Origin of the sequence: Catenulispora subtropica (assembly GCF_039531675.1) — a bacterium.
Lineage (GTDB): Bacteria > Actinomycetota > Actinomycetes > Streptomycetales > Catenulisporaceae > Catenulispora > Catenulispora subtropica.
Genome location: NZ_BAAAQM010000025.1, coordinates 64,193 through 86,635, shown reverse-complemented (window position 1 = coordinate 86,635; position 22,443 = coordinate 64,193). Strand labels below are relative to the sequence as shown.

The 22,443-nt window shown below is 70.9% G+C and carries 23 protein-coding genes, 1 other RNA gene and 1 pseudogene; 9 read left to right on the top strand and 16 right to left on the bottom strand.

Going from position 1 to position 22,443, the window contains the following annotated elements:
• Positions 1-16: 16 nt before the first annotated feature.
• Positions 17-325: a hypothetical protein gene (locus ABD466_RS22150; RefSeq protein ID WP_344659041.1), complete on the top strand. Its 309-nt coding sequence runs from the start codon at positions 17-19 to the stop codon at positions 323-325.
• A 31-nt stretch (positions 326-356) separates the two neighbouring features.
• Here the strand turns inward: ABD466_RS22150 and rnpB are convergent.
• An RNA gene (rnpB, locus tag ABD466_RS22145) (RNase P RNA component class A) lies at positions 357-759 on the bottom strand.
• 98 nt (positions 760-857) lie between these two features.
• On the opposite strand from rnpB, the gene ABD466_RS22140 reads away from it, so the two are divergent.
• The 3 genes and pseudogenes from ABD466_RS22140 (at position 858) to ABD466_RS22125 (ending at position 3,893) form a co-directional block, all read left to right on the top strand.
• Entirely contained in the window at positions 858-1,319 is a 462-nt protein-coding gene (locus tag ABD466_RS22140; protein ID WP_344659040.1) for a VOC family protein, read from the top strand.
• Between the two features lie 812 nt (positions 1,320-2,131).
• A pseudogene (locus ABD466_RS22130) lies at positions 2,132-2,553 on the top strand (ATP-binding cassette domain-containing protein); the annotation flags it as partial.
• Complete coding sequence (locus ABD466_RS22125; RefSeq protein ID WP_344659039.1) at positions 2,550-3,893, top strand: hypothetical protein; 1,344 nt, start codon at positions 2,550-2,552, stop codon at positions 3,891-3,893. The pseudogene ABD466_RS22130 and the gene ABD466_RS22125, both read left to right, overlap by 4 nt.
• 278 nt (positions 3,894-4,171) lie before the next feature.
• On the opposite strand, the gene ABD466_RS22120 is transcribed toward ABD466_RS22125, so the two are convergent.
• On the bottom strand, positions 4,172-4,543 hold the full coding sequence (locus ABD466_RS22120; protein ID WP_344659038.1) for a VOC family protein: 372 nt from the start codon (positions 4,541-4,543) through the stop codon (positions 4,172-4,174).
• A gap of 187 nt (positions 4,544-4,730) precedes the next feature.
• Between ABD466_RS22120 and ABD466_RS22115 the strand changes: the two genes are divergently transcribed.
• The 3 genes from ABD466_RS22115 to ABD466_RS22105 all read left to right on the top strand — a co-directional run bounded on the left by ABD466_RS22115 (position 4,731) and on the right by ABD466_RS22105 (position 7,971).
• The gene (locus ABD466_RS22115) at positions 4,731-5,474 is read left to right on the top strand and encodes a L,D-transpeptidase (RefSeq protein ID WP_344659037.1); all 744 of its coding nucleotides are present in this window, start codon (positions 4,731-4,733) and stop codon (positions 5,472-5,474) included.
• Positions 5,475-6,529: 1,055 nt separating this feature from the next.
• A complete protein-coding gene (locus tag ABD466_RS22110) occupies positions 6,530-7,432 on the top strand; it encodes a universal stress protein (RefSeq protein WP_344659036.1) in 903 nt (300 codons plus the stop codon).
• Positions 7,433-7,443: 11 nt separating this feature from the next.
• Positions 7,444-7,971 (top strand): flavodoxin domain-containing protein, encoded by a 528-nt coding sequence (locus tag ABD466_RS22105; protein ID WP_344659035.1) that lies wholly within the window; start codon positions 7,444-7,446, stop codon positions 7,969-7,971.
• Between the two features lie 429 nt (positions 7,972-8,400).
• Here the strand turns inward: ABD466_RS22105 and ABD466_RS22100 are convergent, their stop codons facing one another.
• From ABD466_RS22100 to ABD466_RS22075, 5 genes are all read right to left on the bottom strand, one after another.
• Positions 8,401-8,811, bottom strand: coding sequence for a VOC family protein (locus ABD466_RS22100; protein WP_344659034.1), 411 nt, complete (start codon positions 8,809-8,811; stop codon positions 8,401-8,403).
• A gap of 199 nt (positions 8,812-9,010) precedes the next feature.
• Positions 9,011-9,721, bottom strand: coding sequence for a VOC family protein (locus tag ABD466_RS22090; RefSeq protein ID WP_344659033.1), 711 nt, complete (start codon positions 9,719-9,721; stop codon positions 9,011-9,013).
• Positions 9,714-11,303 (bottom strand): RNB domain-containing ribonuclease, encoded by a 1,590-nt coding sequence (locus tag ABD466_RS22085; RefSeq protein ID WP_344659032.1) that lies wholly within the window; start codon positions 11,301-11,303, stop codon positions 9,714-9,716. Before ABD466_RS22085 ends, ABD466_RS22090 begins: the two co-directional genes overlap by 8 nt.
• 121 nt (positions 11,304-11,424) lie before the next feature.
• A complete protein-coding gene (locus tag ABD466_RS22080; protein WP_344659031.1) occupies positions 11,425-12,366 on the bottom strand; it encodes a PadR family transcriptional regulator in 942 nt (313 codons plus the stop codon).
• A gap of 41 nt (positions 12,367-12,407) precedes the next feature.
• Entirely contained in the window at positions 12,408-12,605 is a 198-nt protein-coding gene (locus ABD466_RS22075; RefSeq protein ID WP_344659030.1) for a hypothetical protein, read from the bottom strand.
• Between the two features lie 112 nt (positions 12,606-12,717).
• On the opposite strand from ABD466_RS22075, the gene yaaA reads away from it, so the two are divergent.
• Positions 12,718-13,527 (top strand): peroxide stress protein YaaA, encoded by an 810-nt coding sequence (gene yaaA, locus ABD466_RS22070; RefSeq protein ID WP_344659029.1) that lies wholly within the window; start codon positions 12,718-12,720, stop codon positions 13,525-13,527.
• 57 nt (positions 13,528-13,584) lie between these two features.
• Here yaaA and ABD466_RS22065 read toward each other — a convergent pair whose 3' ends face one another.
• The 4 genes from ABD466_RS22065 to ABD466_RS22050 form a co-directional block, all read right to left on the bottom strand.
• The gene (locus ABD466_RS22065; RefSeq protein ID WP_344659028.1) at positions 13,585-14,160 is read right to left on the bottom strand and encodes a hypothetical protein; all 576 of its coding nucleotides are present in this window, start codon (positions 14,158-14,160) and stop codon (positions 13,585-13,587) included.
• 68 nt (positions 14,161-14,228) lie between these two features.
• Positions 14,229-15,569 (bottom strand): bifunctional RNase H/acid phosphatase, encoded by a 1,341-nt coding sequence (locus ABD466_RS22060; RefSeq protein ID WP_344659027.1) that lies wholly within the window; start codon positions 15,567-15,569, stop codon positions 14,229-14,231.
• Positions 15,570-15,575: 6 nt separating this feature from the next.
• Complete coding sequence (locus ABD466_RS22055; protein WP_425558704.1) at positions 15,576-16,256, bottom strand: zinc ribbon domain-containing protein; 681 nt, start codon at positions 16,254-16,256, stop codon at positions 15,576-15,578.
• A 103-nt stretch (positions 16,257-16,359) separates the two neighbouring features.
• Positions 16,360-17,205, bottom strand: coding sequence for a Nif3-like dinuclear metal center hexameric protein (locus ABD466_RS22050; protein ID WP_344659025.1), 846 nt, complete (start codon positions 17,203-17,205; stop codon positions 16,360-16,362).
• A gap of 116 nt (positions 17,206-17,321) precedes the next feature.
• On the opposite strand from ABD466_RS22050, the gene ABD466_RS22045 reads away from it, so the two are divergent.
• Positions 17,322-18,245, top strand: a complete 924-nt coding sequence (locus tag ABD466_RS22045; RefSeq protein ID WP_344659024.1) for an NADP-dependent oxidoreductase — start codon at positions 17,322-17,324, stop codon at positions 18,243-18,245.
• A gap of 7 nt (positions 18,246-18,252) precedes the next feature.
• Here the strand turns inward: ABD466_RS22045 and ABD466_RS22040 are convergent, their stop codons facing one another.
• From ABD466_RS22040 to ABD466_RS22020, 5 genes are read right to left on the bottom strand one after another with little or no spacing between them, the layout of a single operon-like run.
• Positions 18,253-18,741, bottom strand: coding sequence for an isochorismatase family protein (locus ABD466_RS22040; RefSeq protein WP_344659023.1), 489 nt, complete (start codon positions 18,739-18,741; stop codon positions 18,253-18,255).
• Between the two features lie 25 nt (positions 18,742-18,766).
• Complete coding sequence (locus ABD466_RS22035; RefSeq protein WP_344659022.1) at positions 18,767-19,426, bottom strand: zinc ribbon domain-containing protein; 660 nt, start codon at positions 19,424-19,426, stop codon at positions 18,767-18,769.
• A gap of 45 nt (positions 19,427-19,471) precedes the next feature.
• Positions 19,472-20,377: a 3-oxoacyl-ACP reductase gene (locus tag ABD466_RS22030; RefSeq protein ID WP_344659021.1), complete on the bottom strand. Its 906-nt coding sequence runs from the start codon at positions 20,375-20,377 to the stop codon at positions 19,472-19,474.
• A 6-nt stretch (positions 20,378-20,383) separates the two neighbouring features.
• Positions 20,384-21,463: a Zn-dependent alcohol dehydrogenase gene (locus tag ABD466_RS22025; RefSeq protein WP_344659020.1), complete on the bottom strand. Its 1,080-nt coding sequence runs from the start codon at positions 21,461-21,463 to the stop codon at positions 20,384-20,386.
• Between the two features lie 18 nt (positions 21,464-21,481).
• The gene (locus ABD466_RS22020; RefSeq protein WP_344659019.1) at positions 21,482-22,339 is read right to left on the bottom strand and encodes a MaoC/PaaZ C-terminal domain-containing protein; all 858 of its coding nucleotides are present in this window, start codon (positions 22,337-22,339) and stop codon (positions 21,482-21,484) included.
• Positions 22,340-22,443 lie beyond the last annotated feature (104 nt).

Here is a 22,443-nt window from a genome sequence, read left to right as displayed (position 1 = left end):
AGCGGCTGCTCTGCTGGTGGCACTCGGACTGTCGGCGGCGAGCGTGCAGGACTCCCCGGCCGGCAAGCAGGTCCTGGACCACGTGGCCGCCGTCGCCCCGACCGTGTCGCTGGCCTGGGTCGACGGCGGCTACAAACAGTCCGTCATCGAGCACGGCGCCACCGTAGGCATCCGTGTCGACATCGTCCGGCGCGATCCGGGTAAGTCCACCGGCATCCATCAGCTGCGCCACCATGTGGCCTCCCTGCTGCCGGCACAGGGCATGTCGATCGCCGAGGTCGGCGAAGTCCTCGGCGAAACCGTGCAAGAGGTCTCCGAGACTTAACCGACAGACTCGACCTGTCTCCACAGGTCAGGCGGCGAGTCGGCTGATAAGCCGGATTCTGTCCTGCGCCGAAGCGCAGTGGCGACCATCCATCTAGGACGCGCGTCGCCGCGCGTCTCGTGCGGTCTACCCGCAGGCTCGGACGGACCGTCCTCGAACACCTGCGCAGAGAGCGGTTTCCCGCGCTCCTCTTGACCTTGCTCCGGGTGGGGTTTACCTAGCCGCCCGGGTCACCCCGGGCGCTGGTGAGCTCTTACCTCACCGTTTCACCCTTACCCGCTCCGCCCGGCTGGCGCCGGATGGGCGGGCGGTCTGTTTTCTGTGGCACTGTCCCGCGGGTCACCCCGGGTTGGTGTTGCCAACCACCCTGTCCTGTGGAGTCCGGACTTTCCTCGACGTCGGGGGTCCGACGCCGCGGTCGCCTCGCCGACTCGCCGCCGGTCCAGTATACGGTCGGCGGGGTGCGGGGCGGGGTGGGGCCGGTCCTCAAGGGATTTGCGCCGTGGCCGCCGCTGACGCGAAAGTTGCGGCCATGACCGTGATACGCAACATCACTCTGGACGCGAACGACCCCTACGAGCTCGGCAAGTTCTGGGAGGCGGTGCTCGGCTGGCCGATGGACGCCGAGTGCGCCCCCGGCGACGGCGAGGTGCTGCTGCGGGCCCCCGAGGGCCTGCCGGGTCTGCTGCTGATCGAGGTGCCGGAGCCGAAGACGGCCAAGAGCCGCATGCACTTCGACCTGATGCCGCAGACCACCCGCGACGAGGAACTGGCGCGGGTGCTCGCCCTGGGCGCCAAGGTCGTCGAGGACCACCGCAAGGCCGACGGTGCCGGCTGGGTCTGGTGCGAGGACCCGGAGGGGTATGCCGGTGCAGACCGGAGCTGGTCGCGGGAGATCGTACGACCGTTGGCGCGGCGATGTGCGCCGAGGAGACCATCACCGCGGTCGCCGGTCCGGACGCCCGATACATTGCCGAGCAAGAAACGCGTGTAGCGCCGGCGTCCTGACCGAGAAGCTTGCCGAAGTTCTGAAGGTGGGTCGGCCGGCTGGGCACTCGCGTCCCGCTCCTGCTATTCGCCGACTGGCTGCTAGTACTTTGAAATGTTGGGCCAACGCTTACGACGGCGTTCGTTTACTGGTATCAGCGGCTCGTTCCTGAGGCAGATGTTGACGAGCCTGACAATAACTGCGACGAGGAACAGGCCCGCGCCCGTGTAGAAAACTTCTACTGCGCTTGTTGCCGTCCCTATCGCCGCGCAGATGAAGCCGGTGGGCACTCCCCATGTCTTGAGGAGCAACAGCCAGCGCGGGAGCTTTCTGCGTGAAAGACCCTGGACCATCTCGACCCCCCGTAATTTCAGTCCTGAGCGCAGGTTACGCCCGGTCTGGGATGCCCGTACAGAGCGGAAGCCCCCGCTCAAGAGCGGCACGGAGTTGTATCCCGAGATGTAGCGGGGTGCACTTCGGTGAAGCGGATACCGCGATCACGGATCTGGCATGACCGTCCAATGCGCGGCCGACGATCGCCAGTGCGAACCCCACCAAGCCGTCGGCTCAGACCGCATCACCGACCTGACCCCACAACAAGCCGGCCCGGGACCAGCTGGCTCAGGCCGCCCACGACCACTGGGGCATCGAGGCCTTGCACCACATCCGCGACGTCACCTTCGCCGAAGACGCCAGCCGGGTCCGCACCGGCACCACCCCCCGCATCCTGGCCAGCCTGCACAACCTGGCCATCGCCCTACTCAAGCTGACCGGCTGGACCAACATCGCCGCAGCCACCGACCACATGCGCGACCACCGCGACCACACTCCCGGCCGCGGTGGCGTCAGCGGTGGAGCGGGTGGACCTGGGCGACAAGGCCCGGGCCAAGCTGAAGACCCTGTCCGGCGGCATGCTGCGGCGTGTCGGAATCGCGCAGGCCATCGTGAACAGCCCGGAGCTGCTGCTGTTCGACGAGCCGACCGCGGGCCTGGACCCCGAGCAGCGGGTCGAGTTCCGGGACCTGATGCGGGACCTGGCCGCAGCGCCACCGTCGTGGTCAGCACACACCTGGTCGAGGACGTCGGCGCCGCGTGCGCCGAGGTCGCGCTGATGAACAAGCGGAAGATCATCTTTCACGGCACGCCGGAGGAGCTGATCGCCCGCGGCGGCGACCGCGGCGTCGGCGACGCGCCGCTGGAGCGCGGCTACACCGCGGTCATCCAGGCGGCGCGCGCATGACCGCCGTCGACACCGCGCCGCGGGCGCCGCGCGCCGTCTTCGTGGCGCCGGGGCGGCTGGTGCGTCTGGAAGCGCGACGCAACGCGATGCTCCTGCTGCTGCCGCTGGTGGTGGCCATGTTCTGGTTCGACACTTATCAGACCGCGATGGCGACCCCGAACGTGTGGGGCACCCGCGGCTACATCTTCCAACGGCATCTGCTGTTCGACTTCGCGCCGTTCATCGCCGGAGCCGCCGCGTGGTCGGGGTCGCGCGACAGCCGGCGCGACATGCTCGACATGGTGACCATCACCTCCCGGCCGCGGTGGGTGACCCTGTTGGCCTCCCTGTCCGCGACGATCGGCTGGGCCCTGCTCGGCTACGCGGTCTGCGTGGCTGCGCTCTACAGCGCGATCGCGGGACGTCATCCCTTCGGGACCGTCCCTTGGTGGCCGCTCGTGGTCGGGGCGGCGAGCGTGATCGTGCTGTGCGCACTCGGGTTCGTCGCGGGGGTGTTCTTTCCCGGCCGGTTCGCCGCCCCGGTGATTGCGATCATCGCCCTGCTCCTCGTCGAGGTGGGGAGCCGGTCGGTCGCCGTCAGCAACCGCAGTTCGTATGCCCTGCTGTCGCCGACGAACGCGGAGTCCCAAACCGTGACGCTCTTTCCGGACCTCGGGCTCTTCTATCCCGACTCGCCGGACCTGTCGATCGTCCAGGTGATGTTCCTAATCGGCATCACGGTGGTCCTGCTGGGCCTGATGGGCCTGCCCGCGGTCGCCGGCGGCCCGCGGCTGCGCGTCATCGCGGCCCTGGCAGCCGTCGCCGGCCTGGCGCTGACCGGCACCGCCGTCCATCTGGCCGGTACCGCCCAGGCGACAGCCACCGGCATGATGAGCGTCCCCGCCCTGCATCAGTCAGCCGAGGACCAGCCGATCGTTTATCACCCGGTGTGCACCGGCGCCGCGATCCCGGTCTGCGTGCACCCGGCCTTCGCACCCCCTGGGTCTGGCCAGCCCGCCCACCCCACGACCACGGCGCGGCCCTGTGCGCCGGGCTGGTGTTCCTCGTGGCGATGGCGGCCATCACACTGTTCGGCGCGAGGGACTCCAAGCGGGACTAGTATCCCGCGCCAGCAGTTCGTTTCAAGCCGTTCCGCTCCGTCCGACAGTGACGCGGTTCAGCCGCCGACGAGCGGACGCGGGATGGTGAACAGCCCGGATTCCGGCTCGGCGGCGAGTCCGACGACCACAGGTGCGGGTCGTCGTTCAGCCGGAGGCGGCAGAACTCCAAGAACGGCAGGAACGCGCCGACCGGCCGGCGTCGATACCCCAGCGCTCGCTCACCGGTCAGGTACGCCTTGATCGTCCGGGGATCGCGGTTCAGATGACGCGCGATCGCCATGATCGACTAGCCTCTCCGCCGAAGAGCGCGGACCTCAACGTCCTCGTCCTGGGAGAGCACCCAACTCCCGTCGTCGCCCGCTACACGAAGTGACAGTCCGACCGAAGAGCGCCGAGAACGTCACGAAGAGCAAACCACCCGAACGTGCACGGAAGGTGAGCGACGACCTACATTTTCAACCATCCGGTGTCCTACGGCCTCGCGGTCATTCGCAGTTTGTCACACTCGACACCTCGTCCTAGCTCTGCTCGCGCTCCGCGCGGCTCCGCTCCACGCAGAACTCGTTGCCTTCCGGGTCCAGCAGGACAGCCCATCCCGTGCCGTCAGGGTTGCGGTGGTCCGCAAACAGGGTGGCGCCCAGGGCCAGAAGCCGCTCGACTTCCTCATCCCGGGTACGGTCCTGAGGCTGAAGGTCCACGTGGACGCGGTTCTTGACTGCCTTCGACTCGGGGACCTGGATGAACAGCAGATCGGAACCGACGAGCCCGACCTCGCCGTCCCCGGGCTGATCCTCGGGATGAAGCGTCGTCCCGAAGACCTCGGCCCAGAAAGAGGCCAGCTTGTACGGGTCAGCGCAGTCGAAGGTGACGTGACGTACGAGAGAAGTCATGGCGCGATTCTCTCGGTTCACGAGTCGGCTGGGCAACACGTATTCGACAGCCCCGTAGCGCTGACCTGGGCTTCTTGGGTGTGTAAAGTGCCACATACCCCGAAGGCTCGCAGGAACATCCCTGCCGGCAAGTTCGGCATTTCCGGCCACCGAGACATCGACGGTCGCGCTGCCCTCTATATCCTCGGTGACACCGGACAACGGCTCCAAGGTCGGCGTCGCGATGCCAGTCCGCGTCAACTTCGGCTCCGCGGTGGCGTCAACGAACCGCGCTGCGATCGAGAGGGCGATGAAGGTCACGACGACGCCGCACGTCGACGGCGCGTGGTCCTGGGTCGACTCGACCACGGTCGACTTCCGCCCGCAGGGCTTCTGGCCGGCCGGTACCAAGGTCTCCGTCCAGTTCGGCTCGACCAGCCGCACGCTGGACTTCTCCATCGGTGACGACCACGAGATCGTCGTCGATGCGACGACGCACATGATGAGCGTCTACGAGAACGGCACGTTGATCAAGAAGTTGGCCAGCGGCACGGGCGAGCCGGGCGATGCCACCTACGGCGGCACGATGGCCATCATGGACATGGTCCCGCACATCGAGATGACCTCGTGCGCCATCGGCCTCCAGTGCACCAAGGGCGGGCCCGGCTGGTACGACCTCCAGACGTACCACGACCTGCAACTCACCGACAGCGGCACCTTCATCCACTCGGCGTGGTGGGACAACTCGCTGGGTAAGGCGAACATCTCGCACGGCTGCGTCCACCTCTCGGAGGCCGACGCGGCGTATCTGTGGAACATAGTCCAAGTCGGAGACCCGGTGACGATCAACGGCACCAACCACAAGGTGAGCCAGTCCAACGGCTACGCTGACTACACGCTGTCGTGGTCGCAGTGGCTGTCCAACTCCGCTGCCGGCGTCCAGGTGTTCTAGGTACTCCAGCTGACTTTCGTTGCTGGTGTGGCTGACGCGACGGCCACCGCTATCCATCGTGATTTGTGAAGACAACGAAGAACGCTGCGGTGCCCGCCGGCCACACCTTAAAGTCTGGACCTGCCGAAGGGTTGTTCAGGGACCTGATGGGACGGGTCGTCGGACGGTTCGGCCGCATTGAGCCACGCCGCACGTGCGAACGAATGGTACGCGGGCCGCTGGTCGAGTTGCCACGCAAGAACTGAGCCGAGGCGGCCGAGCAGGCCCGTCCTGTGCCGATCGGGGGCGGCTGCGCCGCCGTCCGCACGCGGCTCACGTGCCGCGCTGTCGATGACCGTCATGACCGCCCGCTCCCTTCGGATACCCCCGCGCGGGTATCGCTCGACGAGCGTAGGCATACCCCCCCGGGGGTAAGTCACAGATACCCCAGGAGTTACCTGCCGCAGCGGCGCGGCCCCTCGCGCCGAGGGCGTCCAGCGCCGCTGCGAGCCGCGCTGCGGCTTGGTCGGCGACCGGCGCCAGGCCGGCCTGCCCGGTGCGTCCGACCATGATCTGCGGGTCCGATGCCTCGGCGACGGTGATGTCACCCTCGGCACGCACCACGACCTTGCGGGCAGGCACCAGCCCGATCCGCCGGCCGGGGCCCGCGCGACCGGATCGGTCGCCGTGCCGCATACGGTCGAGGTGACCAATGACCCGGACGCGTCGCGGACGGCGGCGCAGTCGCCGCGTCCACCGCCAGCGACACCGTCACCAAGGCGACGAAAGCCAGCGCGATGCAGCGGAACACGGGGCATCAGAGCGCCGGCAGGGAGGCGCGCAGGTGCTGAGGCCAGTAGCGGCTCAAGCCCCGGTAAGGCTTGCCGCGGTGGCCACGGCCGGCCTGGCGCACAGACCTGGCATGACGCCCAGACCTGGCATGAACGGACAGCTGGGGCCGTGCGGACCCCGAGGGGCGTTCCCGACGAGCGTTCCCGACGAGCGCGCTCGGACCACTGCGGCCATCATGGAAGCGGGGTGTCCTCCTCCCTGAGGCGACGGATGGAAGACGCAGCGTGAGCGGCACTGTCATCGTCGGATACGACCAGTCCGAGCCCAGCGAGCAGTCCCTGATGTTCGCGGCCCGGGAAGCCGAGCTGCGGGGCGCGACGCTGGTGGTCTTCCACGGCTACCACTTCACCAGGCGCGGCGCCGCGCTGATCCCGCCCGCGGCGCTGCAACAGGTGTACGAAGACGCGGGACTCCGGATCGCTGAAATCGGCGTGGAACACGTCCGTTCGCGATTCCCCGACCTGGCCGTGCGGTCCGGGGCCGAGGCCGGGCTGCACGCCCGGATGCTCGCCGAAGCCGGCGAGAACGCCGACCTGATCGTGGTCGGCAACCGGGGCCGTGGCGGGTTCACCGGCCTGCTGCTGGGGTCGGTGTCGATGCGAACGCTCGGCGCCGCACGCTGCCCGGTCGTCGTGGTCCGCGGCGGTGAGCACGGACCGCGCGGACGCGTCGTGGCCGCCGTCGACATCGACGGCCCCGCCGCCGAAACAGTCCTGGACTTCGCATTCGACGAGGCATCCCTGCACCACGCCGACCTCGTCGCGGCCTACGCGTGGGATCAGGACGCACCGTTGATCCTCGACGCCACGCTGGGCACCGCCGCCCTCGGCGAAGCCGCCCAGACCATCATCGCAGCCTGCGATGACCGCTTGGCCGCGCTCGTCCAGAAGACCGGCGCACGCCACCCCGAAGTGGCCTCCTCCCACCACGCCGCGACCGCCTCACCGGCAGGCCTGCTCGTCGCCGAGTCCCAGTACGCGGACCTGTTGGTGGTGGGCGCGCGCCGGCACAGCCACGACCACCCCGGTATGCGCATCGGACCGGTCGCCGCCGCGGTGCTGCACCACGCCGAATGCCCGGTGGCCGTCGCACCGGCGCCTGCGGGCAGCGACGGGACAAAGCCCTGAGGAGGCCTGTGATGCGTGTGCTGGTGGCGTACGCGAGCGACCACGGATCCACCCGAGGCCTGGCCGAGCGCATCGGCAGCGTGCTCGCCGGGCAAGGCCTGCAGGCCGAGGTCCGGTCCTTCAGTTCAGTCGATGCCCCCGTAGGTTACGACGCGTTCGTCCTCGGCAGCGCCGTCCACGACCAGAAATGGCTCCCCGCGGCACAGGACTTCATCCACGAACACGCCGAAGCACTGGCGCGCCGCCCCGTGTGGCTGTTCAGCGTGGGAATGCCGGGTGCGCTGCGATGGCCGCTGAGCCAGTTCGCCACGGCGGAGGAACCCAAGCTTCTGGCACAGTTCGAAGGAGTGATCAGGCCCGTCGCCCACCGTCTGTTCTCCGGCGTGATCGCGCCGGGCCATCTACCCGGAACCGGCCGTGTGCTCTTCAAAGCGATCGGCGGCAGGTACGGTGACTATCGGAACTGGCCTGAGATAGAGGCCTGGGCACGACAGATCGCCGCTGCCGTCCCCCCGAGGCCCGGCACGGATCAGGGATGACGCGATATGCCCCGACGGCCTTACCGCGAAGGACGCCACCCCACTCCTGATCGCGCGCCGTTGCTCGAAGACTGAGTTGCCCTCGGGCATGAGGACCAAGGCCTCGCCGTCGCCCGGCTGGCTTCGGGGTGAGCCGTGGTCCCGAAGACCTGGGCCCGGAAGGACGCGAGCGTGTACGGGTCGGAGCAGTCGAACGTCACGTGATATACGAGAGGAGTCACGGCCCGGGATTCTTCCGGCAGGCCGCACGGCTGGGCAACACAGATTGCACACCGGTCGTGACCTGGGAACCGATCTCCGCTGACAAGGACCAGGACTACCCGCAATGCGTCCAGACCAGCACCGACGCCATCGGCAAGGCCGTCGACCAGGCCATGAACCATCAAACGACCGGATCCGACAGCCGGCAACGGCCCTCATCCAAGCCGTCTAGCCGCGCTTGGGCCAGATCGGGCCCTGGTCGGTCCAGATGACGCCCTTGTTGCGGCACAGGCAGAAGGGGTGGCCGATTGGGTCGGTGTAGATCTGCCAGCCGTATCCGTTGGGGCCGATGAAGTCCTGCTTCAGTGTCGCGCCGAGGTCGAGGACGCGGCGCTGCTCAGACTCGATCTCGTCCACTTCGAAGTCGAGGTGGAACTGTTTGGGGTGCTCGATGTCAGGCCACTGCGGGGCACGGTAGTCGTCGACCCGGATGAATGCCAGCTCGATCTCGCCGAACTGGATGCCAGCCCACTCCTCGGAGCTGCCCTCCTTGACCGGACGGCCCGTCACCTCTGAGTAGAACGCCGCCAGCTTCATCGTGTCCGGGCAGTCGACAATGAAATCGGTGAGTCGCAGCATCCCGCGATCTTGTCACAAGCTCGCACCCGACTTCGAGACAAATCCTGAGCAGCCCCGCCGCCGGAGAAGACGTGGCGGGGCCTGGCCACCCGCTACGACAAGTCCCCGGAAAGCTACGAGGCCGGACTCCACCTCCGAGGCTCGATCATGTGGCTGAAACTCCTCACCTCAACCACATGATCCGAACCCCGAACAGTTCCTAGTCGTCCTGCCGCCCCTGCCACGTCGTGACGCACACCTCGTTGCCCTCCGGGTCGGCCAGTACCCAGAACGCCGGTGCGCGGCCGTCGTAGATCACCCGTCCCCCGGCTGCCACGGCGGCCGCGACCCGCCTTCGGGCCTCGTCGTGGGGGACGCTGACGTCGAAGTGGATGCGGTTGCGCTGCGGTCGTGGGGCGTCCATCTGCTGGAACCAGATCGCCGGTCCCTGGCGGAGGGGGTCGACCAGGGCGTCCGTCGGGCCGTCCTTGCCCGGTTCGTCGACGTAGGCGAAGACGGCCTTCCAGAACGGGCGGACCGCGGGGATGTCGATCGCGTCCACGGCGATCTCCACGAGTTGCAGCGACCGCACGCGCGGGTCCGCGCTGCCGACGTCGGGATCCGTCACGAACCCGGCCGGGCCCAACGCCTGCGAGATACGGGCCGCCAACGCCGTGTCGGCGTCCGTGACCTGGACGGCGTCAGCCGACTGAAGCGCGAGCACGACCCGGTCGGGCCGGACGTCGAACCGCAGATGCCGGTCGGCGTCGTCACCGCACGCCTCGACCGCGATCCCCGCGGCCTGCGCTCCCCGTGCCAGTGAGCCGACCACGACCGTGGTCCGCAGCTCGCCGAGCAGGTAGCGCCAGCCGATCGCCTCGACCGCCTCGGACGCCTCCCGGAACCGCAGGACTCGCTCGGGCTCAGGCATCAGCATCCTGGGAAGGGGAAGCCGGGGTCGTCTCCACCACCGGGGCTGTCTCGACCGCTGGCGCCGTCTCCACCACCACCGGCGGCGGGTTCTTCACCGGCCGGTCCCGCACCGTGTACTTCGGGTCCGTAGCCTCGAACAGTATCCGCCGCGTCTTCAGGTCCGCGTCGACCAGCCGCACCTGGATCTCGCGGCCCAGCGGCAGGTCGTGGCCGTCGCAGCGGGCGCGCACCGCCGGCTGCGCCAGCTGCACCACGCCCACGTCCGGCTTGCCGTTGCGGTCCCAGTCGATCCGCTCGTTCAGGTCGATGACCACGGCGTCGAACTCGTCGCCGACTCGGTCCTTCAACAGCATCGTCTCGACCAGGTCCACGCACTCGCGGTCCACCGAGTTGCCGCGGCGGTCGGCGCCCTCCATCACCGCCGGCAGCTTCGGCAGCTCCGAGCGGGTCCACTCCGGCACGTCGACGCCCGCGCACAGCGCCACGCACACTTCGCCGGCGTAGCGGTCGGCCAGGCGCCGCAGCGGGGCGGTGACGTGCGCGTAGGTGTTCGCCACCGCCGAGTGCCCGGCCTGCTCCGGAACGCCGCCGTCGAACGCGGTGTAGCCGGCCCCGCGCATCAGAGTCGTGGTCTCCTGGAGGAACGCCGCGTGGGCGGGGACCGCCGGGTCCAGGGTGCGGATCAGCTCGCTGTAGGTGACGCCGTCGGACCAGCGGATCCGCAGGGCGCGCGCGACGCGGCGCAGCCGGTGGTACGCCAGCGGCGGCGGCTCGGGCATGGTGCGGAGCAGCCCGATCTCGCCGTAGACCATCAGGCTGGCCGCGGCCATGCCGGTGAGCAGCGAGATCTGTGCGTTCCAGTTCTCGACCGGCAGCGGCGTCTGGTACTCCAGCGCCCAACTGTCGCCGTGCGCGACCACGGCCTGCGCCGGCACGTTCAGGCTTATCCCGCCGCGGTCGGCCTCGCGCTCCTGACGCAGCGTGCCGATCTCGCGGAGCAGCTCGATCACCGGGTCGGCGGTGCCCGCGTCCAGTGCGGCCTGCGTCCCGGCGTAGTCGAGCTTGGCCCGGCTGCGGACCCGCGCGCGCCGCACCTCGACGTCGGTCGTCTCGCCCGAGGAGTCCAGGTCTATGCGCCACAGCAGCGCGGGTCGCTCCTGGCCGGGCAGCAGCGAGGCCGCGCCCTCGGAAAGGACCTCCGGGTGCAGCGGGATGCGCATGTCCGGCATGTAGTACGTCTCGCCGCGCCGGTGCGTCTCCAGGTCCAGCGCGCTGCCGGGGGTCACGTACGCCGCGACGTCGGCGATGGCGTAGTGCACGCGGTAGCCGCCGCCCCCGCGCTTCTCCAGGTACATGGCCTGGTCCAGGTCCATCGAGCTGGCCGGGTCCAGAGTGACCAGCGGCAGGTCGGTGGCGTCGAGCCCGGGCAGGCGCGGCGCCTTCACGGCGGCTTCCGCCTCGGCCAGCGCCTCCGGCGGGTAGGTGCCGGGCAGCTGCAGCTCGGCGCGGATCGCGTCGAACCCGGCGACCAGGTCGGCGGCCGGTACGGCGGCCTCGACGGTGAGCACTCTTTGCGGCATGCCAGCACCCTACGGGGCCGGGGCCGCGATTACACGTGTCCTGCGATCATCATCACGCGGCGTCGGGGGTGGCTTACCCGGGGGTGGAACGCGGTGTCCCACGCCACCCCCGGTTCGGCTGTCAACCCTCTGAGGAGTCGCCGGCGAGGATGCGGTACAGCGCCTGGCGCGCTCCGACCAGCACCCGCGAGGCCTCGCTCCGCTGGCTCTCGGTCCCGACCTGGATCACCTGCATGTAGGCCATCGCCAGCTGGGCGATGACGTCCCGGATCTTGGCGGCCTCCTCGGTGGCCCCCTCGTCCTCCTCGACGCCTTCCCAGGGCGCGGTCCACTCCGCCCGGTGCTCGTGCACGTATTGCCGGCCTTGTTCGGTGAGCGCGAACATCTTGCGCCCCTCCCCCTCCGTGGTCCGGACGATCCCCTCGTCCTCCAACTGCTGAAGCGCCGGGTAGATCGACCCGGAGCTGGGCTTCCAGCCGCCGTTGGTGCGCTTCTCGATCTCCTGCATCAGCTGATAGCCGTTGGCCGGCCCCTCGTCGAGCAGGATGAGGACCGTTATGCGCACGTCTCCGCGGCCGGCGCGGCCGCGTCCGCCGTGCCAGAGCCGCCCGCCGGGCCCGGGCCCGCCGCCGAACATCGCGCCGAAGCCGCCGAGCACGTCGAACGGCGTGAACGTCCCGCCGGCCCCGGGGATCGGCGGCAGCGGCGGGAGAGGGGGCATCGGGGGCATCGGCCCGGGGCCCATCGGGCCCATCGCCCAGCCGTGGCCGCCGCGGCCGCGGCCGGAGCCGCGACGGTCGCCCCGCTCGCTCCGGTCGCCCCGGTCGCGACGCTCGCTCCGCTCTCCGCGCTCGTCGCGCCGGCCCCTGGCGAAGTCCTGCTCGCGCTCACGGGCCTCGCGCTGGAGGCGCTCCTTCAGTTCCCGCTCCCGCTCAGCGGCCTCTCGCTGGATGCGGCGGCTCTCCTCCTGAAGCGCCCGCACCTGCTCACGCAGCTCGTGCGCGAGCGTGCCGCCCTCATCCTGGTCTTCCTGCTCGTCGCGGTCGTTCCGCTCGTCGGTCATCGCCGCCTCCAGTTCCACTCACCGGCGACTGTCGTCGCCTCTCAACGATATGACGCGCCGTCCAGCGGCGACACCGCCAGATAGGCCGCCCGTTCGCCACCCGGAGCCCGTCCGCACCGCGACCGGAGCTCCCGCTCGCGGCGCCGGATGTCCTGTTCGATCTCGCGTGCGGTCCGTGGACCGCGCTCGGCACGGCTGCGGAACCGGTACTTCACGACCAGCGTCTCGCCTGCGATCATGATCGCCTCCCCCTCACTGGACGACTGTCCGAACTACGTCTTCGATACTTCAACGATATGTCGTTAACTGTCGCCGCGCAAGTCCCGGCCGCCATGCGCCAGAATGATCGCCGTGCTGATCCTGCTCCCGCCCTCCGAGGGCAAGGCCGCCGACGGCTCCGGCCCCGCGGTCGACCTGGCCGCGCTGGCGTTCCCCGAGCTGGCCAAGCCCCGCAAAGCCCTCATGGCGGAGCTGGGCCGGCTGGCCAAGGGCCGCGCGGCCACCGCGCTGACCGTGCTCGGCCTGTCGCCGAACCAGGCGGCCGAGCTGGAGGCGAACCGCGATCTGGCCACCGCCCCGACGCTGCCCGCCGCCGACCGCTACACCGGCGTCCTCTACGACGCCCTCGACCTGCCGGGCCTGCGCCACGACGCCCCGGAGGCGTACGCCCGCGCCGAGGCCCGGGTCCTGACGTTCTCCGGCCTGTGGGGCGTGGTGCGGCCGACCGACGCGATCCCGGCGTACCGCTGCTCGGGCGGCGTGACGCTGCCCAAGGCCGGCTCGGTGGCGAAGCTCTGGCGGCAGGCACTGACGCCGGCGCTCGCCCCGGTCGTCGCGAACGGGCTGGTGGTGGACCTGCGCTCGTCGGCGTACGCGGCGATGTGGCGGGTGCCGGCGGACGTCGCGGACCGTGCGGCGACGGTCCGGGTGCTGCACGAGCGCCTGGTGGACGGCGTCCCGAAGCGCAGCGTCGTGAGCCACTTCAACAAGGCGACCAAGGGCCGTCTGGCGCGGGCGCTGCTGGTCGGCGACGTGGCGGCCGACACGCCGAAGGAACTGGCGGTGGCGTTGCAGGACCTGGGATTCCGCACCGAGACCGCGGCGCCGGCCAAGCCGGGGACGGCGTGGACGATCGACGTGGTGGTCGACTCAGTGGCCTGAGGGAGAGGGAAGAGCACCCTTCGGCTGAGCGTTGGCGAGCCGACGCGCGCTCTGCTCTCAGCTCTTAGCTCCACAGAGCGTGTCCAGCGGCTTGGAGGCCTCCGCGACCTTCTTCTGGTCCGCCTCGGTGGAGGCGTGCGCGGTGGTGTCGGTGCCGAGCGCCGAGTAGGCCGTGCCGAGCGTCTCCAGCGTCGACTTCAGCTCGGAGTTCTTCGTCTTCGTGGCCTGGGTCCGCAGGGCGGTCGCGGCGGTCTTGTAGTCCTGGCCCATCCGCCTCGGGGAGTCCTTGTCCGTCTCGACCTTCTGCTGCGCCGTCAGGAGCGCCTGGCGGACGGCGGTGCAGGCGGTGTGGTCGACGTCCTTGCCCACGGACGGGGTGCTGGCCGGCTTGTCCGGGGTGGGCGTCGGGTCCGCGCTCGGTGTGGCGGGCGTCGCGGCGGAGGCCGAGGGGGTGCTGGGGGCCAGGGTGCGGGCCGCGGCGGCGTTCTTCGGCTGCACCGTGACCGAGCAGCCGGCGAGCAGGACGGCCGCGGCGGCGGTCACCGCCGCGGCCCGGGCGGCGGCGACCGTCCGTCCGGCCGGGTTCCGTCCTTCGTCGTCGTGCCTTGCGTTCCCCGGCCCCATCCGTTCCATGAGCCGGGAGTCTATCCACGATCACCGGCACGCGAGGGATACCCCGGAAGATCGCCGGGGACCTGCGCCTAAAAGGTCAAATGCGCGGTGTCGTTGAACAGCCGCAGCGAGCTACGGCCGTCGCCGTAGTAAGTCACGACCGACAGCGACGCCGCCGACAGCTCCATCGCGTACAACGCCTCGGGCGGCGCACCCAGCGCGTCTCGGATCAGGGTTTTGATCGGCGTGACGTGCGACACGACGAGCACGGTGCGGCGCGCGAAGCGCTTGAGCACCTGATCCCGGGCCGCCTGCACACGCGTCGCGACGGCGTCGAACGATTCGCCCCCAGGGGGTTGCGCCGATGGGGACGCCAGCCACGCCTGGAGCTCTTCGGGCCAGCGTTCGCGCACTTCAGCGAATGTGTGGCCGTCCCAGAGCCCGAAGTCGGTCTCCCGGAAGCCCTCGGCGATCTCGACCGGGAGGCCGAGCGCGTCGGCGGCCGCCTGCGCGGTCTGACGGGTGCGGGCCAGGGGCGAGGCGACGACGGCGTCGATGCCGCCCCGCGCGGCCAGCCGGCGGGCGACGGCGGCGGCCTGCGCGCGCCCGGCGTCGGCCAGGTCCGGATCGCCGGCGCCGGAGAAGCGCTTCTCGGCGGTGAGCGGAGTGGCGCCGTGGCGCAGGAGGATGAGCGTGGTCGGCGGGCCGAGGTCGGGCGCCGGGGACCAGGCTGGCGGGGCGGGGGCGGCCATGGCTGCGGGGGTGGGTGCGGCCGCGGGTCCAGGAGCGGCTGCGGGTCCAGGAGCGACCGCGGGTCCGGGGGCGACCGCGGGTCCGGGTCCAGGCCCGAGTACGGCGGTGACGACACCGGAGCTGGCAACGGAAGCTGTGCCGTCCTGCCCTTGAGCAGGGTTTTCAGCGCTCGGCAGGGTGTCCAGCCCGTTCACGGAGCCGCGCTCCCGTGCCGCCCGGAAAGCCGCGATCATCGTCTCGGCCTCGGCCATCTTCGCCGCGGCCGCCGCCGGATCGTCCAGCGCCAGGTTCCCGAGCGCGTCAGCCCTCTTGTTCTGCGCCCGCGGCACCCACGTGTAGCGCACCGCGCCGGCCCGCGGGAAGGCGGTGCGCGCCTCCGCGGCCAGGGGGCGGATGGCGGGGTGCTTGATCTGCCAGAGCCCGCTCATCTGCTGCACCGCGAGCTTGGAGTCCATGCGGACCTCGACCTCGGCGTCGGGGTCGAGGGCGTAGGCGGCGCGCAGGCCGGCGATCAGGCCGCGGTACTCGGCGACGTTGTTGGTCACCACGCCCAGGCCCTCGGCCAGTTCGACCAGGACCTCGCCGGTGGCGGCGTCGGCGACGAGCGCGCCGTACGAGGCCGGGCCGGGGTTGCCGCGGGAGGCCCCGTCGGCCTCGACGACGAACGTGCGCGCCACCGGCGCCTACAGGCCGGAGTCGGGGACGCGCACCAGGATGCGGCCGCACTCCTCGTGCCGCACGACCTGGTCGGCCGGGGCCGCCTTGATCGCGTTCACCTCGCTGATGTCCAGCTCCAGCCGGCAGCCCTCGCAGCGGCGCTGGCGGATCGCCGCCGCACCCACGCCGGCGTGGGCCGCACGGACCCGCTCGTACAGGGCCAGCAGGTCCTCGGGGATGGTGCCGGCGACGGTGGCGCGCTCGCCGGTGAGCTTGGCGGCCTCGGCGTCGATGCCGTCGGTGGCGGCGGTGATGGCGGCGCCGATCGCGTCCCGGCGGGCCTGCGCCTCGTCCCGCTGGGCGGTCATCTCGGCGACCCGCGCCTGGGCGGTCTCCATCCGCTCCATGACCTCCAGCACCACGTCCTCCAGGTCGGACTGGCGGCGGGCCAGGGTTTCCAGCTCGTGCTGCAGGTTCTCCAGGTCCTTGGCCGAGCCGCGGCCGGACTCCAGCAGCTGCCGGTCCCGGGCGGCGCGGTTCACCACCTGTTCGACGTCCGCCTCGGCCTTCTTCTGCTCGCGCGCCACGTCGCCCTGGGCGGTCTCGGCGGCGATCAGGACGTCGCGCAGGTCGGCGAGGCGCTGGTCCACCTTCTCGGCCTCGGCCAGCTCCGGCAGGGTGCGCCGCTTGTGCGCCAGCTGGGCCAGCCGGACGTCCAGGCCTTGCAGGTCCAGCAGCCGGAGCTGGTCGGCGGGGTTCGCGTTCAGGGCAGTGCCTCTCTCTATGACTCTCTTGACTTGTCGCCGGCGCTCAGCCGGCCGCCACGTGCGCGGTCCACGGATCGGTGACCAGCGTGGAAACGTACGTCTCCACGTTAGTACCGGCAGCCCCGAGCGTGGAACGCAATGTGCCGGCGGCGTGCTCCAGCCACGGCCACTCACTGGCCCAGTGCGCCACGTCCACCAGCGCCGGTCCGCCCGCCTCCAGTGCCTCGGAAGCCGGGTGGTGGCGCAGGTCGGCGGTGACGTAGACGTCGGCGCCGGCCTTGCGCGCCGCGCCGAAGAACGTGTCGCCGGCCCCGCCGCAGACCGCGATCCGGCGTACCGGCCGCTCCAGGTCCCCGGCCACCCGGACCCCGCCGGAGGTCGCCGGCAGCGCGGCGGCCACCCGGCGGGCGAAGGCCGCCAGCGGTTCGGCCTCGGGCAGCTCGCCGACCCGTCCGATGCCCAGCTCCGGGTTCCCGGCGCGGGCGTCCAGCGGCACCAGGTCCCGCACGCCCAGGGCCTGCGCGAACGCGTCGGACACCCCGGGGTCGGCGGAGTCGGCGTTGGTGTGCGCGGTGAACAGCGCCACCCCGCCCCGGATCAGCTTGTGGACCAGCCGCCCCTTGAAGTCGGTGGCCGGCACCCCGTGCACGCCGCGCAGGAACAGCGGATGGTGGGTCACCAGCAGGTCGGCCCCGCGCTCGATCGCCTCGTCCACGACGGCGGCCACCGGGTCGACGGCGAAGGCCACGGTCCGCACCGGTTCGTCCGGGTCGCCGCACACCAGTCCGACCGCGTCCCACGGCTCGGCCCACGCCGGGTCGTAGACGCGTTCCAGGAGCGTGACGACGTCGCGGAGGGTGGGCGCGGGGGCGCTCTGGGGCTCGGGCATGGCCGCTAGGCTACCGGCCCGGCGCCGTGCTTCCCCGATTGACCGATCCGGCGTGCGAGAAGGCGCCTCAGGCCGCAGATTCGTCTCACAGGTTCACTTCGCGAGGGAGGCGTCAGATGCGCGCGGTCGGTGTGAAGGAGTACGGGACCACGCCCGAGCTGCTCGACGTGCCCAAGCCCACCCCGGGGCCGGGGCAGCTGCTGGTGCGCGTGGAGGCGGCCGGGATCAACCCGGTGGACTCGATCATCGCCGCCGGCGTCTACGGGAAGCCGCCCCTGCCCCTCGTGATGGGCGTGGACTTCGCGGGCCGCGTCGAGGCCCTCGGCGCCGGCGTCTCCCGCTACGCCGTCGGCGACGCGGTGTTCGGCCGTGCCCAGGGCACCTACGCCGAATACGTGGTCGTCGACGAGACCGGCCCGGTCGCCGCGGCCCCGGACGCCGTCGAGCTCAAGACCTCCGCCGCGCTGCCCACCGCCGGGGCCACCGCCCTGGGCATCCTGGAGCGCGCCAAGGTCCGCGGCGGGGAGAGCCTGCTGCTGATCGGCGCGGCGGGCGGCGTCGGCACGTTCCTCACCCAGCTGGCCTCCGCCCGCGACGTCCGCGTGGTGGCGGTGACGCGCGGCGACGAGAGTGTGCGGATGGGCCTGTTCGGGGCGGCGGTGACCATCGACGCCACCGCCGAGAGCGTGCCGGACCGCATGGAGCGCGACGAGTACCCGGAGGGCGTGGACGTGCTGGTGGACCTGGTGTCGTCCGACAAGGCGGCGTTCGCGGCGAACAAGAAGATGGTCCACGACGGCGGCGTGGCGGTCAGCACCCGCGGCGCGGTGAGCGAACACGGGTCCGTGCAGTCCGGGGTGGAGGAGATCGCGTTCCTGGTGGAGCCGACCGCCGAAGTGCTGGCCGCGCTCGCCAAGGAGGTCGACGCCGGGACGCTGAAGGTGTTCGTGGACGCGGAGGTGCCGCTGGAACAGGCGCCGCAGGCCGTGGCACGGATCCAGGGCGGCGGCGCGCGGGGCAAGACGATCGTCAAGCTCTGAAGCGTGGTCAGAGATAGTCCGCGACCTCGGTGACCTTCCCGAAGCGCGGGAAGGTCACCCGCACCGCGAACTCGTGTTCCTCGGCGGTCAGCGCGGACATCGCGTCCTCGACGAACTCGAGCTCGAAGTCCAGGTCCGAGGCGACGCGCGCCGTCGACTCCACTCCCATGTTGGTCATCAGGCCGCCGAGCACGAGGGTGTCGGCGCCGAGGTCCTTCAGGCGGGCTTCCAGGTCGGTGGTGGCGAAGGCGCCGATGCTGCCCTTGACGAGCGTGATGTCGCCCTCCTGCACGAGGCCGTCGGCGAAGCCGCTGCCGGGCGGCTGCTCGGCGACGTTCGGCCGGTCGACGCGGATCAGCACGACCGGCCGCCCGGCGGCGCGGAAGGCCGCGGCCAGCCGCCGGGACCGGTCGAGCACGTCCTGGCCGCCGTGGGGTGCCACGGGCAGGGCGATCAGGCGCGGCATCAGATCGATGAGCACGAGTGCTGTTGTCACACGCCCGACCCTACGGCGTCCGGTGTCACTGGGGCGCGCCGCACTCCGGGCAGAACTTCGATCCGGCCGGCACCTGCACGCCGCAGCCGCCGCACGTCCCGGGCGCGTTCTGCTTCGCGCCGCATTCGGGGCAGAACTTCGCGCCGTGCGTCTCGTGGCCGCAGGACAGGCACACCAGCTGCTTCTGGGTGGTGACGTCGACCTCGGCCGCCATCGCCGCGCCGACGTCGCGCGCCCGCGAGGTCGCGGCGTCGACCTGGCCGTGGATCCGCGCGGACTCGACTTCGGAGGCCAGGTCCGGCGCGCAGGAGGTGCACAGGCCCCGGTCGGCGTTGAAGCAGCGTTCGCACACGTAGTACGCGCAGCGGGCGCAGCGGTGGAAGTGTTCGGCCGCCGCCTCGATCGACTTCTTGAACGAGGCGTCGCGGGCCTTGTGCCAGCCGCTCTCCACCAGGCCGTCGACGCCCTGTGCGACGTCCCAGCCCACCGAGGACGCCGCGCCGGAGGCCATGTTCGCGGCGCGGCGGATCCAGCCGGCGGCGCGGGCGGTCCGGTAGGGCTCGAATCCGCTGCGCCATGTGTCGTTGCAGCGCTGGCAGTAGAACTCGAACTCGAAGCCGGCGTCGTTGCCGTAGGTGACGGAGTAGTCGCGGTGGTTGTTGCTGAACCACAGTGTGTCGGCCATGCCCGAACCCCCCAAGTGAACGTTCCTTCGGGGAAAGCTTAGGGCTCACTGACGACGCATAGACAACACCTCTGTGGCGGAGAATCCCTCGCCGGGAGTCTTGGTTTCGAAGTACGAACTCATCCCCGTTTCGAGCTCCGAGACGGTGAAGGTCTCTTGGGCCGCATCCCAACGCTGTTCGACGACGGGCCGCTGCATCAGCAGCACCATGCCGCCGTGCACGACGAACAGCTGTCCGTTGACCTTGTCGGCGGCCGGGGAGGCGAGGTACGCGACCAGCGGGGCGACGTGCTCGACGGCCAGCGGGTCCATGCCTTCGGTGGGCACTTCGAACCCGGCGAACACGTCCTCGGTCATCTTGGTGCGGGCCCGCGGGCAGATCGCGTTGGCGCGCACGCCGTAGCGGGCGCAGCCGTTGGCGGTGGCGGTGGTCAGGCCGACGATCGCGGCCTTGGCGGCGGCGTAGTTGGCCTGGCCCGCGGCGCCGGCGAGGAAGGCCTCGGAGGAGGTGTTGACGACGCGTCCGTAGACGGGTCCGCCGGCGGCCTTGGAGGCGTCGCGCCAGTGCGCGGTGGCGTGCCGGGTCATGGCGAAGTGGCCCTTGGCGTGCACCCGCAGCACGTCGTCCCATTCCTGTTCGGACATCGAGAACACCATGCGGTCGCGCAGGATCCCGGCGTTATTGACCAGGATGTCCAGCGAGCCGAAGGACTCGATCGCGAGGCGGGTGAGGGACTCGGCGTAGGCGAAGTCGGAGACGTCGCCGGCCGAGGCGACGGCCTGGCCGCCGCCCTTGACGATGGCGGCGGCGGTCTCCTCGGCGATCACGGGGTCGTGGTCGTTGACCACCACGGCGGCGCCCTGACGGGCCAGTTCGAGCGCTTCGGCGCGGCCGAGGCCGCGGCCCGCGCCGGTGACGATGGCCGCGCGGCCCGTGAGGGATGTCGTCATGTCGGATCAGACCTCGATGATCGTCCGGATCGCCGCGCCGGAGCGGAGCAGGTCCAGGGCTTGGTTGATGTCGTCGAGCTTGAGGCGGGCGGTGATCATGCCCTCCAGGTCGAGCCGTCCGGCGCGCCACAGCGCGATCAGGCGGTCGTACTCCCGGCGCGGGTCGGTGCCGCCGTAGTAGGAGCCGAGGATCTTCTTGTTGTCGAAGAAGAGCTGGAACATGTCGAAGGTGACGTGGTCGTCGTTCTTGCCGGCGCCGACCACGGTGACGGTTCCGCCGCGGCGGGTGAGCGCGTAGGCCTGCCGCACGAGGGCGGAGCGGCCCACGACTTCGAAGACGTAGTCGAAGCCCGCGCCGCCGGTGACCTCGGCCTTGGCGGCGTCGGCGTCCTCCGGGCGGACGGCGCGGGTGGCGCCGAACCGCAGCGCGGCCTCGTGCTTGGCCTGGACCGGGTCGACGGCGACGATCTCGGCCGCGCCGGCGATGCGCGCGCCCTGGATCACGGCGATGCCGACGCCGCCGGCGCCGATCACCGCGACCGAGGAGCCCGGTTCGACCCGCGCGGTGTTCAGCACGGCGCCGACGCCGGTGGTGACGCCGCAGCCGATCAGAGCACCGACTTCGAAGGGCACGTCGTCGGGGATCTTCACGGCGCACTGCCACGGCACGACCATCTCCTCGGCGAAGGTGCCGCTGCCGGCGAAGCCGTAGACGGCGTTGCCGTCGAGCTTGAAGTGCGGCTGGAAGGTCATGCCGAAGAAGATGTGGACGCACAGGTTGCCCTCGCCGCGACGGCAGTCGCCGCATTCGCCGCAGGGCGGGTTCCAGCAGACGACGACATGGTCGCCGACCGCCACCCGGCTCACGCCCTCGCCGACCGCGACCACCTCGCCGGCCCCCTCGTGGCCGGGCACGAACGGTGCGGGCTGCGGCAGCACGCCGGTCATCGCCGACAGGTCCGAGTGGCACACGCCGGTGGCGCGGATACGGATCTTCACCTGGCCGGGGCCCGGGTCGTCGACGGTGAGGTCGTCGCGGACGGTCAGGGTCTCGTGGCCGGTCTCGAACAGGACTGCTGCGCGCATGGTGTGCTCCACCCGTTTCTAGCTCTGGTAGGTCAACACGGTGTTGGCCAGGACGACGGCGTCGTCGCGCTCGGCCGACGAGGAGACGATGTCGACCCGTCCCGCGCCGTCGTCCCACATCTTCACGCGCATCGTCTCGCCCGGGAAGAAGACCCCGGCGAATCGGGTGGAGTACTCCGTGACCCGGCTCACGTCGCCGTCCAGAACCGTGTCGACGGCCGCCTTGCAGGTGATGCCGTAGGAGCACAGGCCGTGCAGGATCGGGCGGTCGAAGCCGGCCATGGCGGCGAAGGCCGGGTCGGCGTGCAGCGGGTTCCAGTCGCCGGACAGGCGGTAGATCAGGGCGAGCTGCTCCAGCGTCTCGATCTCGACGACGTGGTCCGGCTCGCGGTCGGGCGTGGTGTCGACGGTCGAGGGGCCGCGTTCGCCGCCGAAGCCGCCCTCGCCGCGGACGAAGATCTGCGAGTGGTTGGTCCACAGCGGGCCGTCGGCGTCGGCGATCACACTCTCGGTGCGGATCACGGCGGCCTTGCCCTTGTCCCAGACGTCGGTGACGCGGCTGGTGGCGGTGGCCTGGCCGGCGGCCGGGATCGGGCGGTGCACGGTGATGGACTGGCCGCCGTGCAGGACGTTCACCAGCTGGATGTCCAGCCCCGGGTTGGAGAACAGCGAGAAACCCAGCGCGCCGCCGGCCACGACCGCGAAGGACGGGAGGACCTTGAGGTCCTTCTCGTAGACGTAGGCGAGCTCGCGCGGGTCGGTCGCCGGGACGCCCGCGCCCAGGCCCAGGTGGTAGAGCTGGACGTCTTTGGGGGTCCAGGCCAGCTCGGCGGTGCCCGCCGGGGCGGCCAGGGCCTTGTCGGGGTCGATCGGCATGCGCGGGGAGTCCCTTCGGTGGGCGCCACTGTCCCGGGCAAACTAGAACACGTTACTGTCGGATGCAATGGTCACCGAGACAACCTGATGGGGAGTCAGATCCG

What these genes read in the sequence shown, in the direction of transcription:
- ABD466_RS22140 (WP_344659040.1), top strand. Translation starts at nt 858, where the DNA reads ATGACCGTGATACGCAACATCACTCTGGACGCGAACGACCCCTACGAG.
- ABD466_RS22125 (WP_344659039.1), top strand. Translation starts at nt 2,550, where the DNA reads ATGACCGCCGTCGACACCGCGCCGCGGGCGCCGCGCGCCGTCTTCGTG.
- ABD466_RS22120 (WP_344659038.1), bottom strand. Translation starts at nt 4,543, where the DNA reads ATGACTTCTCTCGTACGTCACGTCACCTTCGACTGCGCTGACCCGTAC.
- ABD466_RS22105 (WP_344659035.1), top strand. Translation starts at nt 7,444, where the DNA reads ATGCGTGTGCTGGTGGCGTACGCGAGCGACCACGGATCCACCCGAGGC.
- ABD466_RS22100 (WP_344659034.1), bottom strand. Translation starts at nt 8,811, where the DNA reads ATGCTGCGACTCACCGATTTCATTGTCGACTGCCCGGACACGATGAAG.
- ABD466_RS22090 (WP_344659033.1), bottom strand. Translation starts at nt 9,721, where the DNA reads ATGCCTGAGCCCGAGCGAGTCCTGCGGTTCCGGGAGGCGTCCGAGGCG.
- ABD466_RS22085 (WP_344659032.1), bottom strand. Translation starts at nt 11,303, where the DNA reads ATGCCGCAAAGAGTGCTCACCGTCGAGGCCGCCGTACCGGCCGCCGAC.
- ABD466_RS22080 (WP_344659031.1), bottom strand. Translation starts at nt 12,366, where the DNA reads ATGACCGACGAGCGGAACGACCGCGACGAGCAGGAAGACCAGGATGAG.
- ABD466_RS22075 (WP_344659030.1), bottom strand. Translation starts at nt 12,605, where the DNA reads ATGATCGCAGGCGAGACGCTGGTCGTGAAGTACCGGTTCCGCAGCCGT.
- ABD466_RS22065 (WP_344659028.1), bottom strand. Translation starts at nt 14,160, where the DNA reads ATGGAACGGATGGGGCCGGGGAACGCAAGGCACGACGACGAAGGACGG.
- ABD466_RS22050 (WP_344659025.1), bottom strand. Translation starts at nt 17,205, where the DNA reads ATGCCCGAGCCCCAGAGCGCCCCCGCGCCCACCCTCCGCGACGTCGTC.
- ABD466_RS22045 (WP_344659024.1), top strand. Translation starts at nt 17,322, where the DNA reads ATGCGCGCGGTCGGTGTGAAGGAGTACGGGACCACGCCCGAGCTGCTC.
- ABD466_RS22035 (WP_344659022.1), bottom strand. Translation starts at nt 19,426, where the DNA reads ATGGCCGACACACTGTGGTTCAGCAACAACCACCGCGACTACTCCGTC.
- ABD466_RS22030 (WP_344659021.1), bottom strand. Translation starts at nt 20,377, where the DNA reads ATGACGACATCCCTCACGGGCCGCGCGGCCATCGTCACCGGCGCGGGC.
- ABD466_RS22025 (WP_344659020.1), bottom strand. Translation starts at nt 21,463, where the DNA reads ATGCGCGCAGCAGTCCTGTTCGAGACCGGCCACGAGACCCTGACCGTC.
- ABD466_RS22020 (WP_344659019.1), bottom strand. Translation starts at nt 22,339, where the DNA reads ATGCCGATCGACCCCGACAAGGCCCTGGCCGCCCCGGCGGGCACCGCC.